Origin of the sequence: Streptantibioticus rubrisoli, assembly GCF_024436055.1 — a bacterium.
GTDB lineage: Bacteria > Actinomycetota > Actinomycetes > Streptomycetales > Streptomycetaceae > Streptantibioticus_A > Streptantibioticus_A rubrisoli.
Window position 1 is genome coordinate 562,062 of sequence record NZ_JANFNH010000001.1, and the last position, 24,793, is coordinate 586,854.

Sequence of the window (24,793 nt, forward strand, 5' to 3'; positions counted from 1 at the left end):
CGCCGCCTCACTCCCGCACCAGCGGAGCGCCCGCGTCGCGCCAGGCGATGATGCCACCGGACAGGCTGCGCACATCGGGGTGGCCCATCCGCGACAGCAGTGCCGCGTACCGGGCGGACTGCTCACCGACCGGGCACGCCAGCAGCACCGGCTGGCTCTTGCTGAACGGCAGCCCACCGCGGACGAGTTCGCCGAACAACTCCTCCACGATGTTGACGGAACCCTCGATGTGCAGTGCGGCGTACGCGAAGGGGCTGCGCAGGTCGACGATGAGCGGCCGCTCCCTGGCTATCCACTTCAGGGCGTCCTCGGTGTCGATGACCGCGGCCGACAGCACCTCGGCGTCGGACAGCGTGGCGATGGAGTTCTTCCGCGGTGGACGCCCCAGCAACTCCGGCCGTCGCTCCCGGACGTAGCTGAGATAGCTCTCCATGCGGTCGCATACGATGAACACCGCCGACCTGCGCTCGGTCAACTCGGCGTCCACCGAGCGCAGTTGGCGGACGGCGCCGAAGTATGCCGCGCCGCCGGTGGGCCCGGCCAGCAGGCCGCAGCGGCGGGCCAGGGTCAGCATGCCGTCGATGGCCTCATCGGAGGTCACCGACTCCACCGCGTCATAGGTAGCCGGATCGAACAGACCGACCGCCTGCACCTCGTCGATGGTGCGGATCCCCGGGATGAAGTCCGACTTGTGCGCCACCAGCCCGATGACCTTCACCCGTGGATCCCGCTCGCGCAGCACCCTGGCCACACCGGTGGACGAGCCCGCGGTGCCCACGCAGGCGATGAACCAGTCGGGCGCCTGCCCGTCCAGGTCCTTGACGATCTCCGGGCCGGTGCCCGCGGCATGCGCCTGCGTGTTACGGGCGTTGAAGTACTGGTCGGTATACAGGTAGGCGCTCTGCGGTTCGGCGAGTGACTGGTGAAAAAGCGTCAACGGATCGGTGGTGTTGGTGGGATCAAGGCACTCGGTCTGTCCCGGCAGTTCCTCGATCTCCGCGCCCAGCAACAGCAGCAGTTCCTTGATCTCCGGTACCCGCATCCGGTTGGTCACGCTCTTGAACGGCAGCCCGTGCATGCCCGCGATGACGGCCAGCGCCTTGGCTGTGTTGCCGCTGGACAGCTCTACGACCGTCTGACCGCCCTCCACCGCCGCGTTGAGCCCGGGGCGCGCCATGTTCCAGGCGGCCCGGTCCTTGACCGAACCGAACGGATTGAACATCTCCAGCTTCGCGTACAGGTCGATGTTGCGCAGGCCGTGCACCGCGGGGTCGATGCGCACCAGCGGGGTGTTGCCGATGGCCTCGGTGATGTGGTCAAACCTCATGCACGCCCCCGTTATTCGTGATCGGCCAGTACTGCTCGTCAAGGCACCACCGCCAGGATCCCGCGTCCTGCCAGACGGCGACCTTGCGCGCCACGGGCTGCCGTTGCGCGTGGTCGGCGCTGAAGTCCATGCAGTAGCCCGCGGTGTTGGCGAAGGCCAACAGATCGCCGGGGACGGGCGGACGGGGCAGGAACACCATCCTGCGGGTGATCATGTCCGCCTCCAGGCAGAGGTTCCCGGCGAGGTACGCCCCCAACGGCTCGGACGCCGCCGGGACGTGGCCCTCGCCGGGTGGGATGAGCAAGGGGTCCATCAGCACCCCGTGCTCCTCCAGGCCGATGTCGTCCGCGTTGGCCGCCAGTCGAACCAGGTGCTCTCCGGCCTCCGTACGCCGCACCTCCAGCACCCGGGCCAGGGTGAGCCCGCACTGGTCGGTCAGCGCCCGACCGGGTTCCGTGTACAGGTCGTACAGGCTCTCCAGGAGCAGTGTGGCCAACCGGCCGCGCAGCGAGGGCGCTTGGCTGGACAGCAACGCCCCCAGGTAGCGCTCACCGGCGACGGGCCGGTACGCCGGATAGAGCCCGAGGGCGCCGCGCAGCGTTCCGGACTCGTTGCGCAGCCCGTAGCCGTGCTGGCGCCAGGTGAGCGGCGGGCGCCTGCCCAGCACCGCGTTGGTCAGCTCCGTGGTGTAGCGCTCCCATTGCCCGCCGTCGGCGAGGTAGTTGGCGCCGAAGCCGCCGCCGATGTCGATGACCCGCGGCTGGAGCCCGCGGGCGCGGCACAGGTCCATCGCCTGCAGACAGCCTTCTAGCGCCACCGCCTTCTCGGTGAGGCTGGTGGTGTCCAGGTGGTAGCCGACGCCGATCAACTCCACGGCGTCTCCGTGTCGTTCGACCCCCTTGAGCAGTCCGTCCAGTTCCATCACCGGTGAGCCGAACCTGCTCTGCCGGGTCAGCACCTTGACCCCGGGCGCGGTGAACCACGACAGCCGCAGCAGGATCCGGACCCGGGGGAGCCGGAACCGGTGCACCAGGGCGGCCAACTCCTCCAGTTCGGCGGGGGAGTCGACGTGCACAACGACTGCGGTGCGGGCGGCCAGCCATAAGAACTCGGGGTTCTTCGGGCCGGTGGCCATGATCCGGTCGGGAGTGAATCCCGCGCCCAGCGCGTGCTGGAGTTCGCCCAGCGAGGCGACCTCCACCGCACCGCCCACGGCGGCGAGTTGCCGTATCAGGGCACTGGAACGGTTCGCCTTGTGCGCGAAGAAGACCTCACCGCCCAGCCGGTGCTCACGGTAGACGTTCCGGAAGCGCGCGAGGTTGTCGGTGATCTGCTCGGGGAGCACCAGGTTGAGCGGGGAGCCGAGTCCACCGACGAGCATGTGCAGCAACTGCCCGGACCGTACCAGGGACGCCAGCCGGGGACTCAGCCTCGGCTCCAGGTACAAGGGGACGTCCATCGAGGTTCCCTCCCCTGGTGTGGGCTGAGTCAGCGGCGACCCAGCGACCGTTTCGGTCTACCCATTTCCGCCCGCGAGGTGCTTTACGCCCCCCTTCGATGCGTCTGATGGCGGCGAGGTTGGCCGGAAAGCACACGTAGGCATGGGCGGCATGTTCACTTCGCAGGGGTGAATATGAAAATCAATGCCATGTGGGCTGTCGTCCATGGCTCGCGACGAACTACGCCCGACCATCAAGCTCAGGTCCACCGCCGGAACAGCTCCCCAAGTTCTCGACTCCGCTCGGACAGGGGAGACCCCATCCACCTACGTGACCCGAAAAAACCGCCGCAACAACCCGGATCGGCTGACCCTGCGCAAGTACGACCCGGTCGCCCGTCGCCACGTCGACTTCCGAGAGGAGCGCTGACCGCGATGAAGTCCGGCATCCACCCCGAGTACCGGCACGTCGTCTTCCGCGACCGCTGCGCCGACTTCGCCTTCCTCACCCGCTCGACCATGACCAGCGAGCGCACCATCGAGTGGGAGGACGGCAACACCTATCCCGTGATCGACGTGGAGCTCTCCTCCGCGAGCCACCCCTTCTACACCGGCACCCAGCGCGTGTTGGACACCGCGGGTCGCGCTGAGCTGTTCGAGCGGCGGTACGGGCGGGAGCACGATGAGCCTGCCCGAGCGTCGGTTGCCGGTGGCCATGGTCGGTGGTCTGCACGCGGATGCCCGCCGCGCGGCGATCGGTGACATCCTGCACGCCGTGCCCGGTACGGTCGTCCTCCACCACGGCCTGTCCGCCGCGCCGGACGGCACGGTGTACCGCACCGTCCGCGACCTGAGCGGCCCGGTCAGCAGCGGCCACACCCTGTTGGTGAACGACTGAGCCTGCTGCGCCCTGCGCGAGGACCTGGTCCCCGAGCTGCTTCGGCTCGCCGAGGCCGGTACCTACCGGCTGGCCGTCGTCGAGTTGTGGGACTCCGTCGAACCGCAGGCCATGGCCGCCGTGATCGCCGCCGCGGGCGCCCCGCTGGAACTGACCGGCGTGGCCACCGCTGTGGACCCGGCCCTCGTGCTGCCGTACCTGGCCAACGGCGACGACCTCGCCGAGGTCGGTCTGGCCGCCGCGCCCACCGACCAGCGCACCATCGCCGACACCTTCGCCCGGCAGATCGAGGGGAAAGGCTCCGGCCATGTCCCGCCGTACCACCACCAAGGCCACCGACCGGCGCCGCAAGCGCGCCAACCCCCTTGACGCCGCAGGCATCACGTACATGGACTACAAGGACACCGACCTGCTGCGGAAGTTCATCTCCGACCGGGGCAAGATCCGCAGCCGCCGGGTCACCGGAGTGACCCTCCAGCAGCAGCGCGACCAGCCACGACGGAGCTGCAGACGATCGATGACATAGCGCCGCGCTCCCGGCGGAGCTCTGAGTCCCTCCGTGCGCGGAGCGGCTCCCCGCCACCCCTATGATCATGCCTCGGATCGGCGACTCCCCTGCTGGGCGGGGGAGTTGGCGATCTCCGTACAATTCGGTCGTCCCAACTCGGTTGGGCGGCCCCACCGAGGGAAATGAGGAAGCGCCGTGCGTGAAGAGTTCTACGAGCGCGAAGAGATCATCGAGCGGGACGGGTTCTTCGGCGGGGAAGAGATCATCGAGCGTGAGACCGTGGTCGAGCGCGATGGCTTCTTGGGTCGCGAGGAGGTCATCGAGCGGGAGGAGATCGTCGAGCGCGACTTCTTCTGAGCCCGACCGCCGCCGGGCCCCGGCCCGGCGGCCCGCAGGGCCGTTCGCTCCACGGCGGCCGTGGAGTGACGTTCCGCCGGACAGGCTCTACGCTCGCGGTATGCGGATCGTGTCGTTGCTGCCCGCGGCCACCGACATCGTCGCCGAGCTGGGCCTGATCGGCGATCTGGTCGGTCGCACGCACGAGTGCGACTGGCCGCCGCAGGCCGTGGCGTCCGTACCGGTGGTCACCGCCCCCGAGCTGCGGACGGACGGGATGAGCAGCCGGGAGATCTCCGACGCCGTGGGCGGGATGTCCCACCAGGGCTCGTCCCCGTACACGCTGGACACCCGCCGCCTGGCCGAACTCGCCCCGGACGTGGTGCTCACGCAGGACCTGTGTGAGGTGTGCGCGGTCTCCTACACCGATGTCTCGCAGGCGGTACGGGTCCTGGAGGCCGCACCGCGGGTGATCAGCCTGGAGCCCCGCACTCTCCCCGAGGTGCTGGGCTGCCTGGAGCGGGTCGGTGAGGCACTGGGCGTTCCGGAAACAGCGGCTCGTCGGGTCGCTGACCTCCGCGGCAGGCTGAACGCCGTCCACGACGCGGTGGCGGGCCTGCCGCGCCCGGCGGTGGCCGCCGTCGAATGGCTGGACCCGATCTGGCTCGCCGGGCACTGGGTACCCGAGCAGATCCGCTGCGCTGGGGGCGAACCGCTCCTGGCCCGCCCCGGCGAGCACAGCCGACCGGTGGAGTGGGATGCGGTACGGGCCGCCGGGCCCGAGGCGGTCGTGTTGATGCCGTGCGGTTTCACCCCCGAACGCACCGAAGCGGAAGGGCAGTTGCTCACCGGCCTTCCCGGCTGGCCGGACCTGCCCGCGGTACGCGACGACCAGGTCTGGGTGGTGGACGGCCCCGCGCACTTCAACCGCCCAGGCCCCCGCGTGGTACGCGGCGTGGAAGTCCTCGCCCACCTCCTGCACGACGTGCGGGTCGGCGCCCCGGTCAGCTACCCGGAAGCGCGTCGGATGACGGACGCTTGACCTGAACCGCACTTGAGGTTGCAGGCTGCTTGCCGATCACACGAGCACTGACCGCGAAGCAGTCCTGGAGTCCAGTTGAGCACCGAGAAAAGCCGCGTGACCTCCCATCGGCCGCCGTTTCCCGACCTGACCCGTACCGATGCCGGTACCACGTTGCTCAGCGAGTGGGTGGTCGGCGCACCCGAACGACAGCGGGCCGCCGCCGAGGCGCTGCTGGGGGAGTGGCATGAGTTGTCCGCCAGGTTCCGGCCCGACGCCTTCTTGCGGCTCAGCTGTTTCGCGAGTGCGGACGGCCGGGTGCTGCTCAGCCATGCCCAGTGGGCCAGCGACCAGGCGCACCTCGCCTTCGCGCGCGAGCACCGGCAGGACATGGTCAACCGCATCGACCAGGCCGTCCCCGGCATCGAGCGTCCCGGCCTGTCCCGCTACCGGCTGCTACACAGCGTCGTCCCGGACGGCGCCCCCGATCCCGCCGAGGCGATCACATTGCTGCACGTCACCACAGCGTCGGCGGACCAGGCCCGCCGCTGGGTGGACGCCACCGCCGCCGCCCTCCGCAGGACACCGCCCGCAGGCATCAGCGCCGCACACTTGCTCGCGGGCACGGATGGCGATCGCGCCGTCCTCTACGCGGTGCACGGGCACGACACGGGCGCCTGGCCCCCGCCCCTGCCCACTGCCGCCGAAGGCGACGTACACGTACACCAACCGCGGCACTACCGCCTGCTGGGAAGCGTGCTGGGCCCGGGAGGCAACGCACACCGATAGGGCGGGCGGTGCCTGCGCCAGACGGGGGACGCCCCGGCCGGTCGGCGCGTCGATCACGCTCCGGGTGGCTATTCGTCGTTCATGGACCCCGTCACCGCGCTGGACCGCATCGCGTTCCTGCTGGAGCGCCGCCACGAGGCCACCTACCGTGTCCGCGCCTTCCGCGCCGCCGCGCGGACGATCGCGGCGCTGCCGCCCGAGGAACTGCGCGCCCGAGCCGCGGCCGGGACACTGACCGCCCTGCCCGCCATCGGCCCCACCACATCACGGGTCGTCAGCGAGGCGGTCTCGGGGCGGCGGCCCGGCTACCTGGCCGAGTTGGAACGCGCCGCCGAGGAGGAACTCACCAGCGGCGGCCGACGACTGCGCGCCCAACTGGTCGGTGACTGTCACACGCACTCCGACTGGTCGGACGGCGGAAGCCCGATCGCCGAGATGGCGTACGCCGCCCGTGACTACATCGGCCACCGCTGGACCGTGCTGACCGACCACTCACCACGGCTGACGGTCGCCCGTGGCCTGTCGGCGGAGCGGCTGCGCGAGCAGTTGGACGTCGTCGCCGAACTCAACGCGCAGCTGACTCCGTTCCGGCTGCTCACCGGCATCGAGTGCGACATCCTCGACGACGGCTCACTCGACCAGGACGAGGCACTGCTGGACGAACTCGATGTGGTCGTGGCCTCGGTGCACTCCAAGCTCCGGATGGATCCGGTGGCCATGACCCGGCGGCTGGTCGCGGCGGTCCGCAACCCGTTGGTGGATGTGCTGGGGCACTGCACCGGTCGCATCGTGACCGGCCGCCAGCGGCCGCCTTCACTGTTCGACGCCGAGGCGGTGTTCGCCGCCTGCGCGGAGTCCGCAACCGCCGTGGAGATCAACAGTCGGCCTGAACGCCTGGATCCGCCACGTGACCTGCTGCGCCTGGCGGTTGAGTACGACACGCTGTTCGCCATCGACAGCGACGCACACGCTCCGGGCCAACTCGACTGGCAGATCTACGGCTGCGCCCGTGCCGAGGAGTGCGGGGTCCGTGCGGACCGGGTCATCACGACGTGGCCGGTCGAACGCCTGCTGGAGTGGACCAGCAGTCGTCGGGACTAGCCGCCTCGCCCAGGTGCGCGACGGAGCCGAACCCAGCCAAGCCGTGGATACCGGTCACCGTCACCAACCCACAACGGGGTTCAGAAGCAATCGCCCCATCAGGCGCGCCAACTCGCGGTATTCTTTCGGCAGTTCCACACGTTCCTCCCCGCAGCTTCGCTGGCAGCCACGCCAGCGAGGGCCCCGTCCTTCGGGGCCTGTTCGGAGGAGCGAGGAGGAACGATGGACGATCACGACGTGGAGGAGACGGACGACCACTGGACCGCACCTCAAAGGTGGGATGTGGTGATCCGGATCCTCGGTCTTCTCGTGGCGATCGTCGCCTGTGTGGGGCAGTTCGCGCGGTAGCGCGTACCGGCGCCACATCGGAGGTCCGGACACGGCTGGTGCTCGCCGCGGCGGCGGGTTCAGTCAACGGGAGAGTGTCCGGCCACTCCGTTCCGCTCACAGATCGGCCAGCCAGTTGCCATGGAAACCGGCGGGGACGCGCCGGGGGAGATGGACGGTGGCGACCGGGGGCGCGGTCAGTTCGTCCGCGTCGAGAACCACCAGGTCACTGCGGTCGGTCGCCGCATCGTACACATACGCCATCAGCCAGCCCGGCCCGCCAGGAGTGTCGTCGGCGGGGACGAAGGCGGCCTCCCCGGGCACGCGACCCGGCCCGAACCGGTGGCTGGCGACGGTGCCCTCGCGCAGGTCGTACCGGTGAATCGCACCGCCCCGGTTTCCACCGGCCGTGCTGGCGTAGCCGTAGCGGTGCGGCATACCGGTGAGGCGGTCGTCGATGCGCGGGAACTCGGCCCTGTGGTCGTCCAGTTGCTCCTCACGTACTGTGCCCGCCGCGAGGTCGAGCGTCCAACGCCACAGTGAAGTCAGCCCGTTGAACTCCACGCCGTCGCCGAGCCGGTCATGGCGGATGGCGTGCAGGACCAGCCGCTGCCCGCCGCCCTCCTCGTAGGCGCCCAAGGTGTGGAACACATAACAGGGTTCGATGGCGAACCACCGCACCTCGCCGTATGGATCGTCGCGCCGCAGGACACCCAGCCGCGCGCCGTGGTCCGGCGCCCATACGTATGGCATACCGGTCCTGGCCCGTGACCGGTCGTACACGACGGGCAGGTCCATGAAGGCCACGTGCCCGGTGGTGAGTTGGAAGTCGTGCATCATCGTCGGCGCGGGTACCTCTACCGGTCGGCTGATGGTCAGTTCACCGCGGCTGTCGGCCCGGTGATAGGTGAGGTACGGGGCCGACGACCAGCCGTACCCGAAGAAGTGCAGTTCGCCGGTGGTGGGACAGGTCTTGGGGTGGGCGGTCATCGGCGTACGCAGCCGCCCGTCGAAGTCATGGACGCCGATGGTCTCCAGCTCATGGCCAACCCGGCAGTCAAGCTCGTACGGATAGGAGGACTCGACCAGCGCCAGGGTGCGGCCCGCATGGCGTACCACATGGGTGTTGGCGACATCAGCGGTCAGATCGACGTTGCCCCGCTCGTCCCGGAGCCCGGCGCCGCGAGTGAAGGCGCTCGTCCGCACCCAGCGGTTGCGGTACGAGACGGCCCGCCCGCGCTCCAACCGCACCCCGTGCACCATGCCGTCGCCCAGGAACCAGTGCGCCGAGGCGGCTTCGTGCGGGTTGGGGCCGTTGCGCAGGTACCAGCCGGTCAGCTCGGGCGGTATCGCGCCGGTGACGGACAGCTCGGTGACGGTGATCTCGTCGGGAACCGGGGCGTAGTTGCCCAGCAGATGAGGGGCGGTGGCAGGCACGGCGGGCTCCTCAGGCGGTTGAGGGGACTTCAGCGGGTCACGCCGAGGCGGGCTTGGACGATCTTGGGGTAGCGGTTGGTGAAGACCGCGGGGACGACGAAGCCCACGACCTGGCAGCCGCTCGTGGCCAGCGCCCCGGTGTGCGCCGCTTCGCAGGCGGCGACGGCGGCGCCGGTCAGGGCGAAACTGGTGGCCCACGCGGTGGTGATCACGGTGTTGACGCGCAGGAACTGCGGGGTGTGCCAGAACTCCTGCGGGGTGCTGCGGCGGGCGATGCCCAGGGTGAAGGGACGGCGGACGGCCAGCGTGCCCCACGCGGTGACGGCGAGCCAGCCGAAGGACAGCGCACCGCCGTACGCCTTGAGCGGCGAGTCGGGCACCGCGAACGCGAACGCGGTCAGGGCGGCGAAGTAGACGACGGTGCTGGTCTCCAGGATCAGCGCGTCGGCGGCCACCCCCGACCTACGGGAGTCGACCAGCAGCCATACGCCGATGACCAGCGCGGCCAGCGCTCCCCACTGCCAGCCGACAGCGGAGATAGCGGCGAAGGCGATCCACGGGACGAAGCCGCGAAGGTAGTTCATGACAGGTCCCCCCTCGACAGCGGGCCCGGCCGTTCCGGACCTCCCTGACATTCCAATCTTGACATGTCGAACCTAGAACCTCCTAGGGCGACCTGTCAACAGTGGAAGGTAGGATGGCTGGCATGAGTCTTCGGCACGCGGTCCTCGGCCTGCTGGTGGAAAAGCCCGCCAGCGGTTACGACCTGATGAAGCTGTTCAACACCTCGCTGGCCAACGTCTGGCCCGCCACCCAGAGCCAGGTCTACGGCGAACTGGCCCGCCTCGCGGACGCCGGACTGGTCGACGTCGCCGCCGAGGGCCCGCGCGGCCGCAAGGAGTACACGCTCACCGAAGAGGGCCTGGCCGAACTGCGCGGCTGGTTGATGGACGCCCAGCCGGAGGTGCACCGCAGCGCCGCCTTGCTGCGCGTGTTCTTCCTCGGCGTTCTCACTCCCGAACAGGCCGTGGAGCACCTGACCCAACTGGCCGAGCAGGCCGCCGCCGACCTGGCCCGGCTGCGGGAACTGCAGAAGTCTCTGGACTGGGACAACAAGGGCATGCTGACCACCAACGGCAGACTCGCCCTCGAATTCGGCCTACGGCTGCACGAGATGCGGGAGCAGTGGGCCCGCTGGGCCACCCAGCAGATCACCGCTGACGGCGAGGACCTGGGGTCATAGGCGTACGTGCGTCTTCCGACCGGTACGGTGTCGAACCGCCATGGGACTGGCGGCGGAAGCGCCGCGCGGGTGAGGATGATCGATGAGTCCGCGTCCCGCAGGTGGTGACGGGGAGAAGCCTGGGAGACGTCCATGCTGAAGGCCTTTGCCGAGCTGTCCACGCCACTGGTGGCCGACGCCTGCCTGCGCTGCGGCGTGCCGCTGCGTGCCGCGCCGCCCGGGATTCGCGCGGTCGCGCCCGGGCAGCGAATCGCGGGACGGGCGCTGCCGGTTCGGCATTACGGGAGCGTGGATGTGTTTTTGGAGGCGTTCGGCCGAGCGGAACCGGGTGATGTGCTGGTCATCGACAACGACGGGCGGCTGGACGAGGCCTGCGTCGGTGACCTCGCGGCGCTGGAGGCCGCGGCGGCGGGTGTGGCGGGTCTGGTGGTGTGGGGGCTGCACCGCGACACACCGGAACTGGTGGAGATCGGCCTACCGGTGTTCAGCTACGGCAGCTACCCGCCCGGCCCCGTACGGCTCGATGAGCGCGAACCCGAGGCACTGACCAGTGCCCGGTTCGGACCGCATCTGGTGACCGCGCGGGACGTCGTCTTCGGCGACGACGACGGCGTGCTGTTCGTCGCCAACGACCACGCCGAGGAGGTACTGACGACGGCCCATCGCATCCGGCACACCGAACGCGAGCAGGCCGACAGGATCCGGGCGGGCAAGACGCTGCGCCAACAGACCTCCTTCACCGACTACTTGGCCCGGCGCGCCACCGACCCCACCTACACCTTCCGCCAGCACCTGCGCCGGATCGGCGGGGCGATCGAGGAGTAGCCGTGCCCCACCTCGCACTGGTGACCATCGTCGTATCCGACTATGACGAAGCCATCGACTTCTACGTGCACACCCTCGGCTTCGAGCTGCTGGAGGACACCCCGCTCGACGACCACAAGCGCTGGGTGGTCGTCGCCCCACCAGGCGCGCGGGAGACTGCCGTGCTCCTGGCCAGGGCCGCCACCGACCAACAGCGCGCCAGGATCGGCGACCAGACCGGCGGCAGGGTCGGCTGGTTCCTCCACACAAACGCGTTCGACAGCGACTACCAGCGCCTGCGCGCCGCCGGAGTCACTTTCGAGGAGACGCCACGCCACGAGCCCTACGGCACGGTCGCCGTCTTCCGGGACGTGTACGGAAACCGCTGGGACCTGCTCCAGTTGCACCGCGCGGTCCCCCTAGCCGATGCGCTCCGTCGGTCCTCCGAACGGAATGAACACGGTTCGGCTGGCTAGTAGCCAACTACCGTCCACCTTGCGGAAGACGTCCTCGTAGTGCCCGACGTTCGCGGGCAGCCGGGGCGCCAGCATGCCTTCGGTGCGGCCGTCGACACGGTATGTCGCGAAGTACGTTGTGGCACTGGCCGTTGTCGGGGAAGCGACGGTGACCAGGACGTTGGTGCACATACGGCGAGAGAGCCGGTCGACGGGCCGAGCACTGAAGTACTCGCGGAGCGCGTCACGGCCCTGGATCCGCCGGTCACCCTCCGGCCTCTCCCAGACACCGTCGGTGGTGAACAACTCGGCAACCGTGCCCGGTTCACCCAGGTCCAGCCGCCGGACGAAGTCAAGGATCAGGCGCTCACAGGCCCGCTCGGCGATCAGACGTGCCATGGGATCAATGGCTTCGGTATCCATCTCCCACACCTACCAGGGCGGCGCAGGCGATCGCGAGCGATTTCAGTCCCACCCAGGGGCCGGTGGCAACGGCCACCGGGGTGGTTCCGGCAGTGGGCCGTCAGCGCTGAGCCCGGTTGCGCAGGCACGGCCGCTGAGCCAGCCGAGAAGTGCGTGACCGGAGCCGGTGACGGTGGGGCCGGTGGGGGACAGGTCCCAGGACCGGCCCAGATCGACGGCTTCGACACGGCAGACGGGGAAGCCGCGTGCTGCCAGCGCGGTCAGGGTGTCGTCAAGGGCCCACGACGCATACGTGGCGGGCCAATCGGCCGAGGCGTACCCGACGTTCAGGTCGGCATGGTGGGTCTCCAGCTCACGCCAGCATCGGTGCAGGGTGTACCAGGCCGGATGGCGCCAGCCTGCCAGTGCCGCGACCAGAACGTCCCACCGCTCCGCGGGCATCGACGCGGCGTCCTCGGCCAGTTGACTGAGCCGACCGCGTACGTCAGCCGCCAACTCGTCGGCCCGACGCTCGGCGCCTTCCCGGACCGCGCGGGCGAGTGCCGCCGCATCCGTGCGCGGCCCGGGCTCAACCCCATTGCGGGCCAGGGCCAGCAGCCACAGATACGCGTCGATGCTGCGCGCCACATGGGTGATGACGTGACCGCGGCTCCAACCGGGCAGTGTTGAGGCCTCGCGGACCTCCGCGTCACTCAGTGCCTCAACGGCGGCGGTGAACCGCTCACCGGAGCGCAGGACTTCGGCCGTGATGTCATGCACGGGGCCCACTCTAACCGCGCGTTGGCGCTGACAGTCGCGGCGGCGTACTCGACGCCATCGGCGGCGCCGTCCTACGGGCCGCGGCCCGCCACGGCATCGCCACCCCGGTCACGGCACGCCTGGTGGCGGAGCTGGGCAGCGCGCAGAACTGAACCAGTCCGGGAGCGCCTAGAGTGCGCGGTAGCGGCGGGAAGGGTCCCGCCGGGGGAGGAACGTCTGGACATGAGCGGGCTGGGTGAGCGGGCGGTCACGGGTAGACCCATCAACGCGGAGGAAATGATCGCGGAAGCGCGGAAGGCGTTCTTCGTGATGTTCGGCTTCCTCGCCCTGGTATGGCTGCTGCAACTCGCCAACTGGGCGGACCACTACGGCCTGTCCCGGGCCTACGGAGTGGTGTCCGGCGATGTGGGCAGGCTGCCGGACATTCTCGTCGCACCCTTCCTGCACTGGAGTTGGGCGCACATCGAGGGCAACTCCGGGCCGTTGTTCGTCTTCGGCTTCCTCGCCGCCTACCGCGGGGTGGCCCGCTTTGCGGGGTTGAGTCTGCTGGTCGCGGTGACCAGCGGACTGACGGTCTGGTTCCTCGAGCGTGGCGGCGTTGACACCGTTGGTGCCAGCGGGCTGATCTTCGGGTACTTCGGCTATGTGGTGGTCCGGGGCCTTTTCGACCGGCACCTGATCGACACACTGATCGGCATCGTGATGGCCGCCTCCTTCGCCTACACCCTCACCCTCACCGTGCCGGGAACCCCAGGTGTGAGCTGGCTGGGACACCTCGGCGGCCTGGTCGGCGGTCTGGTGGGGGCGTGGATCTTCCGCGACCGGCGCCCACGCGCGGCCACGGTGAGCGAGGCGAGCGCAGCCACGATGCCAGGTGCGCCCGGTCCCCGGGCTGACCTGCACAAGGAGTTGGGCGACCTCGGCCTGCTGTGATTCGGGGCAACGGTCACAGCGGCGGATCGGCCGGGGCGGGCCCCAACGTCGTCGTGCCAGGTGCGGCGCGGTGGCCAAGACCCGTGCGGTAGACGTCAAGTGCCGCTTCGACGCGGCCGGTGCGGCGCAGCAAATCGCCGAGGAGTCGGCACAGATCGGCGCTGTCACCCCTCGCACCGGCCCGCTCCAGCAGCGCGAGTGCCGCCCTGTAGTGTTCCTCGGCCTGCTCCGGGCGGTCCCGTTCCTCGGCGATGAGCCCGAGCAGCCGGTGCGCGGCGCCCGCGTGCACCGCGCCACGCCCACTGCCGAGTTCGCTCAGCAGGTCCGAGAGCAGTTGCTCGGCCTCGCCGTACTCGCCCTGTCTGCGCAGCACATCAGCGAGTTCCACATTCACCTGCACCGTGTACAACGTGGCCTGGCGCTCGGCCAGAATGGTCCGCGCGGTACGCAACTCGGCCTCGGCCCGCGTCAGATCGCCGTCCTGGGCGCGCAGGTAACCGCGCATCCAGTGGCAGTGCGCGAGTTCGGTACGGATCTGCAACTGCTGGTACAGCTCCTGCGCCTTGGCAAGCGAAGCGTCCGCGTCGGCGGTACGTCCCTCGGCCAGCAGGGTACGCGCCACTCCGCGGTGCATACGCGCCACCAGCGCCGGGTCGCTGACCTGCGGCGCGAGCGCCAGGGCCAGTTCGGCGGCCCGTGCGGCGCGTGCCTGCGCTCCCATGTCCATGTACGGGGCGATCACGGCCGAGTAGAGCAGCAGCAGGGCGTTGGGGTCATGCAGCCCCGCGCTGTTGAGCTCGTCGATGGCGTTCTCGAGCAGGTAGCACGAGTACCGCAGATCACCGGCGAGCAGGTGGGCGACGGCGCGACCGCGTAGCGCCGGTACGCGCTGCGGCAGTGGGGCGTCGGCCAGCAACTCCTCGGCCGCTTGGAAGCGTTCGATGGCCTGGTCGAGATCCCCGGCCTCCAGGGCGCAGTCACCCAGCCCCACCAGCGCCGCGGCCTGCTCGGAGGGCAGACCGAGCCGGTGTGCCTCCCGTTCCACGAGTGTGTACCGCTGCGCAGCGTCCGGCAGTGAGCGCTCGCAGAAGGCCTGTCGGGCGTCGGCGAGCCGCATGCGCACTTCGGTGGCCAGATGAGCGGGCCGACCGGTGCACAACTCCTCGTAGCTGACGCCGAGTCGGTCCGCCAGGTAGCGCAGCGCGGTCTCCGAGGGGCGCACCTTGCCGGATTCGAGGGTGGAGATGTAGGCGGCGGTGTACTTCGGCTCCGCCAACGCGCGCTGGGTGAGGCGCCGTTCGGTGCGCAGCCGCAGAACGCGCTGGCCTATTCCGGCGGTGTCCTGCGGCCCCTGCCACTCCACGCTCGGTGTCGGCTTCGGCACGGTACTCCCCCTTCGTCACTGCCCTCGTGGATCTGCCCGGTGGCGCGGGTTCCCGAACCCGGTGGGATGTCGGCCAACTCTGGCTATTGCGCGCCGAGTTGCGCCAACGCTAGCTTAACCTGCCGGGTAAGTGGATTTACCAGATGGCTTAACCGCCGTCCCTGACGCTCAACGCCTCCCAGCACATCCGTGACGTGATCGGAGCTGTCCATGCGAATACGTCCAACGATCCGCAACAGTGTGACCACGCTCGTCGCGGCCGCACTGTGTCTGCTCGGCGCGGGCACATCGGCCCAGGCCGAAATCACTGAGCGGCAACCGGTCCTCGTGCCGTCCACGACCACGGGTTCCGGGCCGGTCTGCTGGTTCGGCGCGTGCTACGACTACGTCTCCGGCAGACAGTTCACCGACGCCTCGGGGGCCAGCGTTCGGATGCTCCAGGCGGCACCGCGGGTCAAAGCCGGTGACCAGCAGTCCCACTCCCTGCAGGAACTGGCCGTGCAGTCAACCGACCGCAAGTCCACCGTGGAGATCGGCTGGACCGTCGACCTGGGGCTCAACGGCGACATGCGCCCGCATCTGTTCGTCTACCACTGGGTGGACGGCGCCGAGAGCTGCTACAACGCCTGCGGCTTCGTCCAGGTATCGCACCGGATCAAGGCGGGCATGGCCCTACGAGCCGGAGCGTCCGCCCGGTTCACCATCCGGAACCTGCGCGGCGACTGGTGGCTGTTCTACGACGAGCAGCCTGTCGGCTACTTCCCCGGCTCCCTGTGGCAGGGTGACTTCACCCGCGCTCAGGTCATCACCGCCTTCGGCGAGGTCGCCCACGCAGGCGGCTCGACATGCGAGCAGATGGGAGACGGGCGCCCCGGCACCGCCCACGGCTCCTCCTGGATCCGCGGCTTCCACCTCATCGGCTCGAGCGACGCACCACGGCTGACCGTGACATCCACCAGTCCGGCGCTGTACGACGCGGGCCACATCACCCGCACCGGCTTCCACCTGGGTGGCGAGGGCAGCGGCCGCTGCTGACCGCCGAAGCTGTTCAGGGCCTTTGGGACGGTGACCGCACGCCGAACTCACGCACCGCCTCGTCCACGATCGCGGCCAGTCGCTCATGGTGAGCACCTTGCCAGTACGCCTGGCCGCAGTCAGTGCACTGCGCGAACGCGTCGTAGGTGCGCTGCGTTCCGACGCGCAACATCTCGTGCACCGATTCCTTCGGGGCCTCGCGCAACGTTCCGTTGCAGGTCGTGCACCGCGTCCAGGGGGCGAGCGGTGGCGCGAACCGGGACAGCACGTCCCTGAGTTGCTCCGCGGGACGGTGGCTGTAGACGTACGCGCCCGCCCAGAGCTCCCGCCGCCGCAGCAGTCCCCGGTATTTGCGGTGAAACGGCCGCGGCGGCGGCCCGACTCACCGCGTGGTGACGCTCGTCGGTCATCCGCTCCTGGAAGAAGCCCGACGTGTCCAGCTCTGGAGCGCGCCGATGCCGCAGTCAACTCCCGTTTTCCCGCAGGGGAATTGACCGTTCAGCCGCACTACGGTGGGTGGATGATGGAGACCTGGAACGCCACCGACGCCGGTGTCCTTCGGCTTCCCTCCGGGCGCCTGGTCCGGGGTCGTGGACTTCGCCGACCCCTTCCGGCCGGGCCGACGCCCGCCTTCGCCGTGTATCTGCTCGGCGAACAGCCTCCCGAAGTCCCCTGGGAGGTGCGATGGGTGCGCTGGCGGGACTTCCGGTTGCCCAGCAGTCAGACACAGGCCCAGGCCGTGCTCACCGAGGCATGGGCACGCGCCGCTACCGACCGCGTCGAGATCGCCTGCGGCGGTGGCCGGGGTCGGACCGGTACGGCCCTGGCCTGTCTGGCGGTCCTGGACGGCGTACCGGCGAGCCAGGCCGTGGACTTCGTGCGGCGGAACTATGACCGCCACGCCGTCGAAACCCCCTGGCAGAGGCGCTACGTCCGCCGTTTCAGGGTCGGCGCCGTCAACTCGCCCCGCCGGTAGGGGAGCCGGGTGATGGCGGTGCGTCCCGTGGTGCGCGAAGTGGCCAGCGCCTACGTGTTTGGTCAACGGCGCACGGCTCGGCGGGCGCGGAAGGCCGCCGCCTTGGTGCGGTTCTGGCATGCCGTCGAGCAGAACTGCCGGGCGGCGTTGCGCGATGTGTCGACGTAGACGCGGTCGCACCGCGTCGCCTGGCACACGCCGATGCGGCCCGCCAGACTGCTGCCGATCGCGATGGCCAGCCCCGTGGCGCAACCGGCGCTCCATCCCACCGCGAACGAGTCGTCCCTGCCATGGAAGTGGAGTTGCCAGGGCTCACCGTCGGCGCGGTCCAACTGCGGACGGGCGCCGCTCGACAGCAGCAGCGCGTTGAGTGCCTCGGCGGCCTCATCCGTCGATCCGGCACTCACTGCCTCGAAGACCTCGCGCATCTCCCGTGCGGTCCGCGCGAGATGGACGGCCTGCTCGTGCTCGATCGCGCGCCGGGCGCGGGGACGGGGCAGCGCGGCCTGCACCGCGGCGTCCAGTTCCGCACCGCGCGGTGCGGAGTACGGCTTACCGCGCGCGTGCCCGTCGGTCAGCGCGTTGACCAGCGCGACAGCTGCATTCAGCAGGACTGATACATGACTGTCGAACATCACTTGACCAGTTATCCTCTCCAGGTTTAGCGTCGCGTCACTGACATCGCTCAAAACACCAGTGACGAAAGGCGAGTGTGCAACTCTTCAGGCGCCAAAGCCAGTTACCACGTACGGTATGGCTGCTGCTGGCCGCCCGAGTGATCAACCGGCTCGGTGCGTTCTCGCTCCCGTTCCTCACCGTCCTGATCACCACCGACTACGGAGTGAGCGCCGCGACCGCTGGATGCGTCTCAGCCGCCTTCGGGCTCGCGACCATTCCGTCCCGCCTCATCGGCGGACGGCTCGCCGACCGCCTGGGGCGCCGCCGTACGATCGTGTTCGGCTTGGCGGGCTGCGCCGCCGCGCAGTTGGGGATCGCCGCTGCGGACTCCATCGCAATGGTGACGGTTTGCGCGCTGCTGCTCGGACTCGCCTTCGAGCTGTACGAACCGCCGAGCCAGGCGATGATCGCCGACGCTGTGGGACCCGCCGAACGCGTTCGCGCGTACAGCCTGCTGAGCGCCGCCCTGGCGGTGGGCGGCATGGGCGCCGGGCTGATCGCGGCCGGACTGGGCCGATGGGACCTGCGGTGGCTCTTCGTCGCCGACGCGGTGAGCTGCCTGGCCTGTGCGCTCATCGTGCGCGCTGTCCTGCCCGCCGACCGCCCCCGCACGCTCGACCACACCGACGAACGCCCCGCTGGCAGCCATCCATGGCGTGACCGCGTGCTGCTCGTCATGCTGGTGTTCGGCACCCTGTACGCGCTGGTGTACCTGCAGGTCATGATGGGGCTGCCGCTGTCCCTGGCACGCCGTGGAATGCGGCCCGCGGACGCGGGACTGCTGTTCACCGTCTCCGCGGTGACCGTCGTCGTCGCCCAGCCCGTACTGCGACTGAAGCGGCTGAGCGCGCTGACCGCGCCCGCGACGCTCGCTCTTGGGTACGTCCTGCTGGCGGGTGGCCTGGCGGGCTTGGCGGTCGCGCACACCCTGCCGACCGCCATGGCGGCGATCGTCGTGTGGAGCTTGGGCGACCTGCTGATGCTGGGTCCGGCCTACGCCCTGGTCGCCGACCTCGCCCCAACTGGCGGCACGGGTAGCTACCTGGCGGTCTACGGCATCAGTTGGGGCATCGCCGGTGTCGCCGCGCCGATCCTCGGCACCCAACTCCTCGACCACGCGGGAGCCACGGTTCTGTGGGCCGCGATGTCCCTGCTGTGCTTGGTGCTTGCCGCCGGTCAGTATCTGATCACTCACTCACTCGCCGCCCGGAACGAGCGCCCAATCGAGAGCCACGGCTGCGCAACCCCCGTGGAGCGAGGCGGAGTTCTCCACCGTGGTGAGACAGGGTGAGCGGAGACTTTCAGCTCCTGGAGGCCGGTTTCGCGGGGCGGGGACCGACGAGGTGGTCCTGGGCACACTTGCGGAAGGCTGCCACCAAGCGGTGGTGATCGTCGGCACGGGTCGCCAGTACGACACGGCTCGGCTCGACGCCGTGCAGGGGGATGGCCGTGAGGTCGGGGCGCAGGCGGCTGGTTCCGCCAGCCGGGACGATCGCCACCGTCTCCCCGGCGGCGATGAGTTCGAGCTTGTCCTCGATCGCGTGGACGAGGGGTCCGTCGGGTGCGGGCCTTGCGTCGGGCCTCGGGTCGACACGCCAGAACGCGTTCGAGGCGGGGTCGGGCACCCGGGGCAGTGGTTCGTCGGCGATGTCGTCGAGCGTGACGGATTCCCTGCCCGCCAGCCGGTGGTCAAGGGGGACGAGCAGCGCCCTCGGCTCGTCGTAGAGGGCCGTCACGTGCAACTGGTCGGTCGACAGGGGCAGTCGGGTCACCACCGCGTCCACACGGTGATCGAGCAGCGCCGCGCGTGCCTCGTTCCACACCAGGTGCAGGGCGTGCACGTCGGCGTCCGGGTGCTGGCGCCGCAGCTCGCGCACCGCGGGGGTGACGATGAGGTTCGTGGTGTAGCCGATGGTGATCCGGCTGGGCTGGGCGGCGGCCCGGGCGCGCGCCGCCGCCTGGCCCGCTGAGCGCAGCAGCGCCTTGGCGTGGGGCAGGAAGTCCGCTCCGGCTGCGGTGAGTTGGCTGCCGCGCGGTGTGCGGTCCAGCAGGCGGGCGCCCAGTTGCTGTTCGAGGCAGCGGATCTGTCGGCTCGGGACGGTTGGGCGACGCGCAGGGCCTCGGCGGCACGGCCGAAGTGCCGGTGTTCGGCGACGACCGTGAAGTAACGCACCAACCGCAGATCGAGATCCGCCGAAGGCAGCGGCGAGTCGGGCATGGCCCCAGCGTAGCGCCACCGGTCGAGCCGAGTCACCGCAAGCCAACTGTGGTGATGCCTCAAACGCATCGCCCGTCGCGGGACGGGACTTGGACGCGCAGCCGCCCATGGCCGCACGGTGGAACCACCGGACCAGCACCCCGCGGTGCCGCATCGGGCCGGTTCTCGTTGTTGTGGCCCGCGGTGCACCGACTGGACGCCGCATGTCTGTTCCGGTTGGCCCTGGAAGCGGCACCCGCGGGCACACGGCTGCACGGGGTCGGCGAGGAGGCGGTACCGGTTCGTCAGATCGCCGAGGCGATTGGTCAACACCTGAAGCTGCCGGTGAACTCCGTTCCCCACGAGCGGACAGCCGAACATTTCGGTTGGCTCGCACCCTTCCTCTCGCTCGACGCCCCGGCGTCGAGCGCGCTGACCCAGAAGCGACTGGGATGGCGCCCCGTGCGGCCTGGACTCATCGCCGACCTCGATGCCGGTCACTACTTCAACGGCCAGACCAGCGCGTACTGACGGATTTGAGGATGGGGGGGCGCCCTCGGTGCTCACCGCCAGCGGGCGGTGAGCACCGAGAGGCAGTCGGTCAGGCGTGTCAGCTGTCAGACCCCTACGGCAAGATGATCGGCATGAGTCGTACGTCCGTTGTCTCGCACCCCGCCGTACCGAGTCGGCTCGGCAGGCTCTCCGCCACCGAACGCCGGGTCTGGCGCGCCTTCCCCACCGGCGAGTTGGTCGATCTGCGCACTGGTGATCCCGAGGTGGACGATCCGGCGAAGGCCCATGACTGGCCCGCCGATCGGATGGTACGGGGCGAGGTGATCGCCGCTTTGCTGCTCGGCGCGTGTTCGGCGGAACCCGGCGCCGTGGCGGCCCTGCGGCTCGCCGGTGCGCGGATCAGCGGCGAACTCTTCGTGGACCACGGGCAGGTCGACTCCCTCCTCCTGCTGCGTGGTTGCCGGTTCGATGGCCCCGTCGACCTCGATGGCGCCGTCACCGAATCGATAGACCTGAGCGGGTCCCGGCTGACCACCATCAGCGCGTACGGAGCCCATGTGCGCGGCACGTTGAACCTGGAAGACACCGTGGTCACCGGTGAGGGAGACAGAGCCGTACACGCGGACGGCATTCGTATCGACGGCAGCCTGTTGGCCAGCCGCGCCGCCGTACGCGGCCCGTTCACCCTGATCAACGCGCAGATCAGCGGCCAGGTGACGCTGGTGGGCGCCGAGTTGGGCGATGCCGAGACCGGTGGTGCATCACTCAACGCGGGTGGTATGCGCGTCGGCCGCAGTCTGATGGCCCAGTTGCTCAAGGCATCGGGCGAACTGCGACTGCCGGGCGCGCACATCGGCAGTGCGCTGCTGCTGGACGGCGCCACGCTGAACGGCATGGGCCGCCCGGCGCTGCACGGCGACTCGCTCACGGTGGCCAGCGAGGCCTCCTTCCGCCCGCGCCCGGTTGCGGGCGAAGAGCGGCCCTTTACGGCCCAGGGGACCGTGCGCCTGTCGGGGGCGAGGTTCGACGGCGGGCTCGATCTCGGCGGCGCGCGGCTCACCGCGATGGAGGGGCAGCCCGCGCTGCGCGGCGGCGGCATGGTGGTCGAGGGCTCCTTGCGCCTCAACGACCGCTTCCACACCGACGGCGAGATCCGGCTCACCGGCGTCCGTATCGCCGGACACCTGGACCTGCGCGGCATGGACAGCCCGGACGCGCTGCTCACGCTGTACGCGGCGAACGCGGTCGGCGGCATCCGCGACGACCTCGACGCATGGCCACAGCGGTTGAACCTGGACGGCTTCACCTACGGCGCGTTCAGCGACTACATCCCCGCGGTGGACAGGCTGCGGCTGATAAGCCGTCAGGTACGGCGCGCCGACCGCAGCCAGACAGGCAGCTTCCGCGCCCAGCCGTATGAACAGTTGGCTTCCTACTACCGTTCACTCGGCAACGACGGCGAGGCCAGGACGGTACTGCTGGCCAGGCAACGCGCACAACGCGCCAAGCTGCCCTGGTGGCAGCGCATACCCGGCCACCTGCTCGACCTGCTGGTCGGCTATGGCTACCGTCCGCTGCGCGCCATCGGCTGGGCGATCGCCCTACTGGCTGCGAGTAGCGCGTACTTCAGCACGGTGCGGCCCGATCACGTCAGCACCGAGGACCGCTCGATCTTCAATCCCGTGTTGTACGCCGCCGACCACCTGATTCCGGTCATCCACTTCGGCCAGACGGATGTGTGGCAGTACCACGGGGTGGCCGCGGTGGTCACGGTGGTGCTGACGGTGCTCGGTTGGACCCTGGGCATCGCGATCGCGGCAGCGGCCACCCGCACACTCACCCGTAACTGAACCGCACACGGTTCCGCTACGGGGCCTTTCCACCCGGCGCGGGCACCGTTCCCGCCCGTGCGCACCGCGCCCAACACATGCCGTTCGCCGTGGACTGAACGGTGCGGGGCGCGCCGTGTCCCCGGTTCACGGCGCGGCCCCGGCGGCGTGTGCGCACTCAGCTCTTGATGAACTCCAGCAGGTCGTTGTTGAGTTCCTCGGCATGGGTGATGTGGAGGCCATGACCGGCGGTCGCGTACTCCTTGTAGACGCTGTGCGGTACGAGCTTGGCGGTGCGTCGGCTGGAGACGTCGATCGGAACGGACTGGTCGGCGATCCCGTGGGCGATGAACGTCGGGATGGTGATCCGGGCCAGGTCGGCGCGGTGATCCGCGTTGAACAACTGCCGCTGTGTCTCGACGGTGACGTAGAAGGAGGGTGACAGACACTGCCGTAGCATGTGGTCGACCATCGCCTGGGACACGTTGTTGCCCAGATGGGTGGCGAAGTAGCCCTGGGCACGGTCGGCGAACCACTTGGCGCGGTCAGCCCGGAGTTGGGCCAGGTCAGCTTCGAGCGCCTCCTCCGGCACGCCCTCCGGGTTGTCGTCGGTCAGCTTGAGGAACGGCAACGTGGTGGACAGCAGCGCCACCCGCGCGATGCGGTCCTGGCCGTGCCGGGCGAGGTAGCGCACCGCCTCGCCACCGCCGCCCGACTGCCCGACGAGGGTGACCCCATCCAGGTCCAGGTGCTCGATCAGCGCGGCGACATCGTCGGCGCGGGTGTCCACGTCGTATCCGGTGGAAGGCCGGTCAGAGCGACCGTGGCCGCGCCGGTCCAGCATGACGCAGCGGTAGCCGTGCTCCAGGAAGAACGGAACCTGGTACTCCCACATGTCGGCCGACAGCACCCAACTGGCCAGGAACACGATGGGCTCACCCTGGCCGTAGTCCTCGTAGGCAAGCCGCACTCCGTCGTTGGTCTTGAAAAACGGCATCTCGATCTCCTCGTCTCAGGGTTCGTCGCTCTTGCTGAACACGACGCTACGAAGGATCGCGACCGCGCGAATCAGTCACGCATAGGTAATCCCGGGAACCCACCGAGGAGTTCAGCGGTGTGACGGGGCGAAGGCCTTTTGGTACATCCGTGGGCATCGTGCCCACTGGTCGGCGCACGTGCAGATGCAGGTTGGCGGCGCTGCCCAGACCACAACGGTTGCCCACCTGGTCGACGGACGCCGTATGGAATGCGATCGCCCCGCACACCCACGCGCAGACAGCCGAACGCCGCGATACGCTGTGTCCCCTCGCCCGGCTCGGGAGCGGCATGGACTTCGACTTCGGCTGGAACCGAACCATCACACCTGCCGACCGGGTGTCGTCAAACGAGCGAGACCTCTTTGATCTCCTCCTCCAGCACCCTGCCACAGCGAACGCGGAAACGAACTCTGGGATTCTGCCCGTCGAGCTCCATCTTGATGGTGCGCTCTTCGGTCCACCCCTGCAACCGGAATTCCGCGCTTCCGATGTGAACAAGTCCAAACCGGGGCGCGCCGTCGATGATGAGCGTCAGCCGCTCATCGATGAGTTTGATGGCCCCGGAGATGCTTTGATCAGCTCGCGCCTCCGTTTCGTCCGACCAGTCGGGGAAGTTCGCTGGAACATCAACCTCGCATTGAAACCCGACTATCTCAGATCTTTGGATCGGAACCACGTCACGGGAAAGTAGGACATCGCTCCAGGGGAGCCGCCGCAGATAATCGGCGGGAAAAAGTTCGAGGAGCTCCACTGTCGCTCCACAGTCGATCACGATGTGTATCCGCCGCGCTGAGCCTCGGTTCCTGGCTACATGCGGACGGTCGAAGTCCGCATACCACAGTCGCCCGGCCTCCCAATGAAACGTCTCACCATCCACGACGAGCTCCGCGCCCGGCTGGGTCACCACGGGTATGTGGAGCCGGAGCACACCCCACGGAAAATTGGTCCGCCCATCGCGGTGCTCATGGGTGGACGCCCCCGGTCCGAGCGCCATGAGTCGTACGCTGTACAGGGGTGCGGGAATCCCGGAGAGGATCTCAGCGTGGTACGGACAGCGCTCCATGACCGGGGTGTCGAGAAAGTCTTCCAGGCCGGCACCGCCGGGATCAGTACGTCCGGATTCGCCGCCCGGGGAACGAAGTGAGATTATCTTCCAGTCGAACTCCTCCTCGGCACCGATGCCATATTGACTGACCGGACGGTTTCCACCCCAGGTCAAATCCACCAGGTCCTGAACCTCCGCACCGAGGCGTTCGGCGTCGGCTTCCAGATCGAGCGGCACCGCAGGCGGCAATTGTAGCCATGCTCCGCGAACGCTCATGATGTCGGCGGTGTCAGACATGGG

At 69.3% G+C, this 24,793-nt stretch carries 26 protein-coding genes and 5 pseudogenes; 19 read left to right on the plus strand and 12 right to left on the minus strand.

Annotation, left to right across the window (positions count from 1 at the left end):
* Positions 1-7: 7 nt before the first annotated feature.
* Together NON19_RS02725 and NON19_RS02730 are read right to left on the minus strand one after the other, a co-directional pair.
* Positions 8-1,327 (minus strand): pyridoxal-phosphate dependent enzyme, encoded by a 1,320-nt coding sequence (locus NON19_RS02725; RefSeq protein ID WP_255924898.1) that lies wholly within the window; start codon positions 1,325-1,327, stop codon positions 8-10.
* Positions 1,317-2,786 carry a type III PLP-dependent enzyme domain-containing protein gene (locus NON19_RS02730; RefSeq protein WP_255924899.1) on the minus strand — a complete coding sequence of 490 codons (1,470 nt, stop codon included), beginning with the start codon at positions 2,784-2,786 and terminating at the stop codon, positions 1,317-1,319. The genes NON19_RS02725 and NON19_RS02730 overlap by 11 nt, the downstream gene beginning before the upstream one ends.
* 205 nt (positions 2,787-2,991) lie before the next feature.
* Between NON19_RS02730 and rpmG the strand changes: the two genes are divergently transcribed.
* From rpmG to NON19_RS02775, 9 genes and pseudogenes are all read left to right on the plus strand, one after another.
* On the plus strand, positions 2,992-3,195 hold the full coding sequence (gene rpmG / locus NON19_RS02735; RefSeq protein ID WP_255924900.1) for a 50S ribosomal protein L33: 204 nt from the start codon (positions 2,992-2,994) through the stop codon (positions 3,193-3,195).
* Positions 3,196-3,200: 5 nt separating this feature from the next.
* Positions 3,201-3,443: pseudogene (locus NON19_RS02740) on the plus strand (type B 50S ribosomal protein L31); the annotation flags it as partial.
* 4 nt (positions 3,444-3,447) lie between these two features.
* Positions 3,448-3,954: pseudogene (locus NON19_RS02745) on the plus strand (cobalamin biosynthesis protein CobW); the annotation flags it as partial.
* 16 nt (positions 3,955-3,970) lie between these two features.
* A complete protein-coding gene (gene rpsR / locus NON19_RS02750; protein WP_255924902.1) occupies positions 3,971-4,189 on the plus strand; it encodes a 30S ribosomal protein S18 in 219 nt (72 codons plus the stop codon).
* A gap of 177 nt (positions 4,190-4,366) precedes the next feature.
* Entirely contained in the window at positions 4,367-4,528 is a 162-nt protein-coding gene (locus NON19_RS02755; protein WP_255924903.1) for a hypothetical protein, read from the plus strand.
* A gap of 100 nt (positions 4,529-4,628) precedes the next feature.
* Complete coding sequence (locus NON19_RS02760; RefSeq protein WP_255924904.1) at positions 4,629-5,549, plus strand: cobalamin-binding protein; 921 nt, start codon at positions 4,629-4,631, stop codon at positions 5,547-5,549.
* A 96-nt stretch (positions 5,550-5,645) separates the two neighbouring features.
* Positions 5,646-6,317 (plus strand): antibiotic biosynthesis monooxygenase, encoded by a 672-nt coding sequence (locus tag NON19_RS02765; protein WP_255924905.1) that lies wholly within the window; start codon positions 5,646-5,648, stop codon positions 6,315-6,317.
* A gap of 81 nt (positions 6,318-6,398) precedes the next feature.
* Positions 6,399-7,418 carry a PHP domain-containing protein gene (locus NON19_RS02770; RefSeq protein ID WP_255924906.1) on the plus strand — a complete coding sequence of 340 codons (1,020 nt, stop codon included), beginning with the start codon at positions 6,399-6,401 and terminating at the stop codon, positions 7,416-7,418.
* Between the two features lie 222 nt (positions 7,419-7,640).
* On the plus strand, positions 7,641-7,766 hold the full coding sequence (locus NON19_RS02775) for a hypothetical protein (RefSeq protein WP_255924907.1): 126 nt from the start codon (positions 7,641-7,643) through the stop codon (positions 7,764-7,766).
* Between the two features lie 96 nt (positions 7,767-7,862).
* Here NON19_RS02775 and NON19_RS02780 read toward each other — a convergent pair whose 3' ends face one another.
* Both NON19_RS02780 and NON19_RS02785 read right to left on the minus strand, forming a co-directional pair.
* Entirely contained in the window at positions 7,863-9,182 is a 1,320-nt protein-coding gene (locus NON19_RS02780) for a carotenoid oxygenase family protein (protein ID WP_255924908.1), read from the minus strand.
* A gap of 29 nt (positions 9,183-9,211) precedes the next feature.
* Positions 9,212-9,766: a hypothetical protein gene (locus NON19_RS02785; RefSeq protein WP_255924909.1), complete on the minus strand. Its 555-nt coding sequence runs from the start codon at positions 9,764-9,766 to the stop codon at positions 9,212-9,214.
* Between the two features lie 122 nt (positions 9,767-9,888).
* On the opposite strand from NON19_RS02785, the gene NON19_RS02790 reads away from it, so the two are divergent.
* The 3 genes from NON19_RS02790 to NON19_RS02800 all read left to right on the plus strand — a co-directional run bounded on the left by NON19_RS02790 (position 9,889) and on the right by NON19_RS02800 (position 11,705).
* Positions 9,889-10,425 carry a PadR family transcriptional regulator gene (locus NON19_RS02790; RefSeq protein WP_255924910.1) on the plus strand — a complete coding sequence of 179 codons (537 nt, stop codon included), beginning with the start codon at positions 9,889-9,891 and terminating at the stop codon, positions 10,423-10,425.
* Between the two features lie 132 nt (positions 10,426-10,557).
* Positions 10,558-11,250 (plus strand): RraA family protein, encoded by a 693-nt coding sequence (locus NON19_RS02795; protein ID WP_255924911.1) that lies wholly within the window; start codon positions 10,558-10,560, stop codon positions 11,248-11,250.
* Positions 11,251-11,252: 2 nt separating this feature from the next.
* The gene (locus NON19_RS02800) at positions 11,253-11,705 is read left to right on the plus strand and encodes a VOC family protein (RefSeq protein ID WP_255924912.1); all 453 of its coding nucleotides are present in this window, start codon (positions 11,253-11,255) and stop codon (positions 11,703-11,705) included.
* Here NON19_RS02800 and NON19_RS02805 read toward each other — a convergent pair.
* Positions 11,649-12,107: a nuclear transport factor 2 family protein gene (locus NON19_RS02805; RefSeq protein ID WP_255924913.1), complete on the minus strand. Its 459-nt coding sequence runs from the start codon at positions 12,105-12,107 to the stop codon at positions 11,649-11,651. The genes NON19_RS02800 and NON19_RS02805 overlap by 57 nt on opposite strands.
* Before the next feature lie 42 nt (positions 12,108-12,149).
* A complete protein-coding gene (locus NON19_RS02810; protein WP_255924914.1) occupies positions 12,150-12,866 on the minus strand; it encodes a maleylpyruvate isomerase family mycothiol-dependent enzyme in 717 nt (238 codons plus the stop codon).
* Positions 12,867-12,913: 47 nt separating this feature from the next.
* On the opposite strand from NON19_RS02810, the pseudogene NON19_RS02815 reads away from it, so the two are divergent.
* Positions 12,914-13,018: pseudogene (locus tag NON19_RS02815) on the plus strand (ketopantoate reductase family protein); the annotation flags it as partial.
* Positions 13,019-13,088: 70 nt separating this feature from the next.
* Positions 13,089-13,799: a rhomboid family intramembrane serine protease gene (locus NON19_RS02820; RefSeq protein ID WP_255924915.1), complete on the plus strand. Its 711-nt coding sequence runs from the start codon at positions 13,089-13,091 to the stop codon at positions 13,797-13,799.
* 13 nt (positions 13,800-13,812) lie between these two features.
* On the opposite strand, the gene NON19_RS02825 is transcribed toward NON19_RS02820, so the two are convergent.
* Positions 13,813-15,183: a tetratricopeptide repeat protein gene (locus tag NON19_RS02825; RefSeq protein ID WP_255924916.1), complete on the minus strand. Its 1,371-nt coding sequence runs from the start codon at positions 15,181-15,183 to the stop codon at positions 13,813-13,815.
* 210 nt (positions 15,184-15,393) lie between these two features.
* On the opposite strand from NON19_RS02825, the gene NON19_RS02830 reads away from it, so the two are divergent.
* Positions 15,394-16,218 carry a neprosin family prolyl endopeptidase gene (locus NON19_RS02830; RefSeq protein WP_255924917.1) on the plus strand — a complete coding sequence of 275 codons (825 nt, stop codon included), beginning with the start codon at positions 15,394-15,396 and terminating at the stop codon, positions 16,216-16,218.
* A gap of 13 nt (positions 16,219-16,231) precedes the next feature.
* On the opposite strand, the pseudogene NON19_RS02835 reads toward NON19_RS02830, so the two are convergent.
* A pseudogene (locus tag NON19_RS02835) lies at positions 16,232-16,564 on the minus strand (Mut7-C RNAse domain-containing protein); the annotation flags it as partial.
* A gap of 174 nt (positions 16,565-16,738) precedes the next feature.
* Between NON19_RS02835 and NON19_RS02840 the strand changes: the two are divergent.
* Positions 16,739-17,194 (plus strand): protein-tyrosine phosphatase family protein, encoded by a 456-nt coding sequence (locus NON19_RS02840; RefSeq protein WP_255924918.1) that lies wholly within the window; start codon positions 16,739-16,741, stop codon positions 17,192-17,194.
* 62 nt (positions 17,195-17,256) lie between these two features.
* Here NON19_RS02840 and NON19_RS02845 read toward each other — a convergent pair whose 3' ends face one another.
* The gene (locus NON19_RS02845; protein ID WP_255924919.1) at positions 17,257-17,829 is read right to left on the minus strand and encodes a CGNR zinc finger domain-containing protein; all 573 of its coding nucleotides are present in this window, start codon (positions 17,827-17,829) and stop codon (positions 17,257-17,259) included.
* A gap of 77 nt (positions 17,830-17,906) precedes the next feature.
* On the opposite strand from NON19_RS02845, the gene NON19_RS02850 reads away from it, so the two are divergent.
* On the plus strand, positions 17,907-19,163 hold the full coding sequence (locus NON19_RS02850; protein ID WP_255924920.1) for an MFS transporter: 1,257 nt from the start codon (positions 17,907-17,909) through the stop codon (positions 19,161-19,163).
* 10 nt (positions 19,164-19,173) lie between these two features.
* Here NON19_RS02850 and NON19_RS02855 read toward each other — a convergent pair.
* A pseudogene (locus NON19_RS02855) lies at positions 19,174-20,090 on the minus strand (LysR family transcriptional regulator).
* Positions 20,091-20,306: 216 nt separating this feature from the next.
* Here NON19_RS02855 and NON19_RS02860 point away from each other — a divergent pair.
* Both NON19_RS02860 and NON19_RS02865 read left to right on the plus strand, forming a co-directional pair.
* The gene (locus NON19_RS02860; protein WP_372513974.1) at positions 20,307-20,600 is read left to right on the plus strand and encodes a Rossmann-fold NAD(P)-binding domain-containing protein; all 294 of its coding nucleotides are present in this window, start codon (positions 20,307-20,309) and stop codon (positions 20,598-20,600) included.
* A gap of 113 nt (positions 20,601-20,713) precedes the next feature.
* Positions 20,714-22,432, plus strand: coding sequence for a pentapeptide repeat-containing protein (locus tag NON19_RS02865; protein WP_255924921.1), 1,719 nt, complete (start codon positions 20,714-20,716; stop codon positions 22,430-22,432).
* A gap of 157 nt (positions 22,433-22,589) precedes the next feature.
* Here the strand turns inward: NON19_RS02865 and NON19_RS02870 are convergent, their stop codons facing one another.
* Positions 22,590-23,408, minus strand: a complete 819-nt coding sequence (locus NON19_RS02870) for an alpha/beta fold hydrolase (RefSeq protein WP_255924922.1) — start codon at positions 23,406-23,408, stop codon at positions 22,590-22,592.
* A 383-nt stretch (positions 23,409-23,791) separates the two neighbouring features.
* The gene (locus NON19_RS02875) at positions 23,792-24,790 is read right to left on the minus strand and encodes an aspartyl/asparaginyl beta-hydroxylase domain-containing protein (RefSeq protein ID WP_255924923.1); all 999 of its coding nucleotides are present in this window, start codon (positions 24,788-24,790) and stop codon (positions 23,792-23,794) included.
* Positions 24,791-24,793 lie beyond the last annotated feature (3 nt).

Bases quoted from the DNA above. Each gene is read 5' to 3' on its own strand.
- NON19_RS02725 (WP_255924898.1), bottom strand. From the start codon at position 1,327: ATGAGGTTTGACCACATCACCGAGGCCATCGGCAACACCCCGCTGGTG.
- NON19_RS02730 (WP_255924899.1), bottom strand. From the start codon at position 2,786: ATGGACGTCCCCTTGTACCTGGAGCCGAGGCTGAGTCCCCGGCTGGCG.
- rpmG (WP_255924900.1), top strand. From the start codon at position 2,992: ATGGCTCGCGACGAACTACGCCCGACCATCAAGCTCAGGTCCACCGCC.
- rpsR (WP_255924902.1), top strand. From the start codon at position 3,971: ATGTCCCGCCGTACCACCACCAAGGCCACCGACCGGCGCCGCAAGCGC.
- NON19_RS02760 (WP_255924904.1), top strand. From the start codon at position 4,629: ATGCGGATCGTGTCGTTGCTGCCCGCGGCCACCGACATCGTCGCCGAG.
- NON19_RS02770 (WP_255924906.1), top strand. From the start codon at position 6,399: ATGGACCCCGTCACCGCGCTGGACCGCATCGCGTTCCTGCTGGAGCGC.
- NON19_RS02775 (WP_255924907.1), top strand. From the start codon at position 7,641: ATGGACGATCACGACGTGGAGGAGACGGACGACCACTGGACCGCACCT.
- NON19_RS02785 (WP_255924909.1), bottom strand. From the start codon at position 9,766: ATGAACTACCTTCGCGGCTTCGTCCCGTGGATCGCCTTCGCCGCTATC.
- NON19_RS02790 (WP_255924910.1), top strand. From the start codon at position 9,889: ATGAGTCTTCGGCACGCGGTCCTCGGCCTGCTGGTGGAAAAGCCCGCC.
- NON19_RS02795 (WP_255924911.1), top strand. From the start codon at position 10,558: ATGCTGAAGGCCTTTGCCGAGCTGTCCACGCCACTGGTGGCCGACGCC.
- NON19_RS02805 (WP_255924913.1), bottom strand. From the start codon at position 12,107: ATGGATACCGAAGCCATTGATCCCATGGCACGTCTGATCGCCGAGCGG.
- NON19_RS02820 (WP_255924915.1), top strand. From the start codon at position 13,089: ATGAGCGGGCTGGGTGAGCGGGCGGTCACGGGTAGACCCATCAACGCG.
- NON19_RS02830 (WP_255924917.1), top strand. From the start codon at position 15,394: ATGCGAATACGTCCAACGATCCGCAACAGTGTGACCACGCTCGTCGCG.
- NON19_RS02840 (WP_255924918.1), top strand. From the start codon at position 16,739: ATGATGGAGACCTGGAACGCCACCGACGCCGGTGTCCTTCGGCTTCCC.
- NON19_RS02845 (WP_255924919.1), bottom strand. From the start codon at position 17,829: ATGTTCGACAGTCATGTATCAGTCCTGCTGAATGCAGCTGTCGCGCTG.
- NON19_RS02865 (WP_255924921.1), top strand. From the start codon at position 20,714: ATGAGTCGTACGTCCGTTGTCTCGCACCCCGCCGTACCGAGTCGGCTC.
- NON19_RS02870 (WP_255924922.1), bottom strand. From the start codon at position 23,408: ATGCCGTTTTTCAAGACCAACGACGGAGTGCGGCTTGCCTACGAGGAC.
- NON19_RS02875 (WP_255924923.1), bottom strand. From the start codon at position 24,790: ATGTCTGACACCGCCGACATCATGAGCGTTCGCGGAGCATGGCTACAA.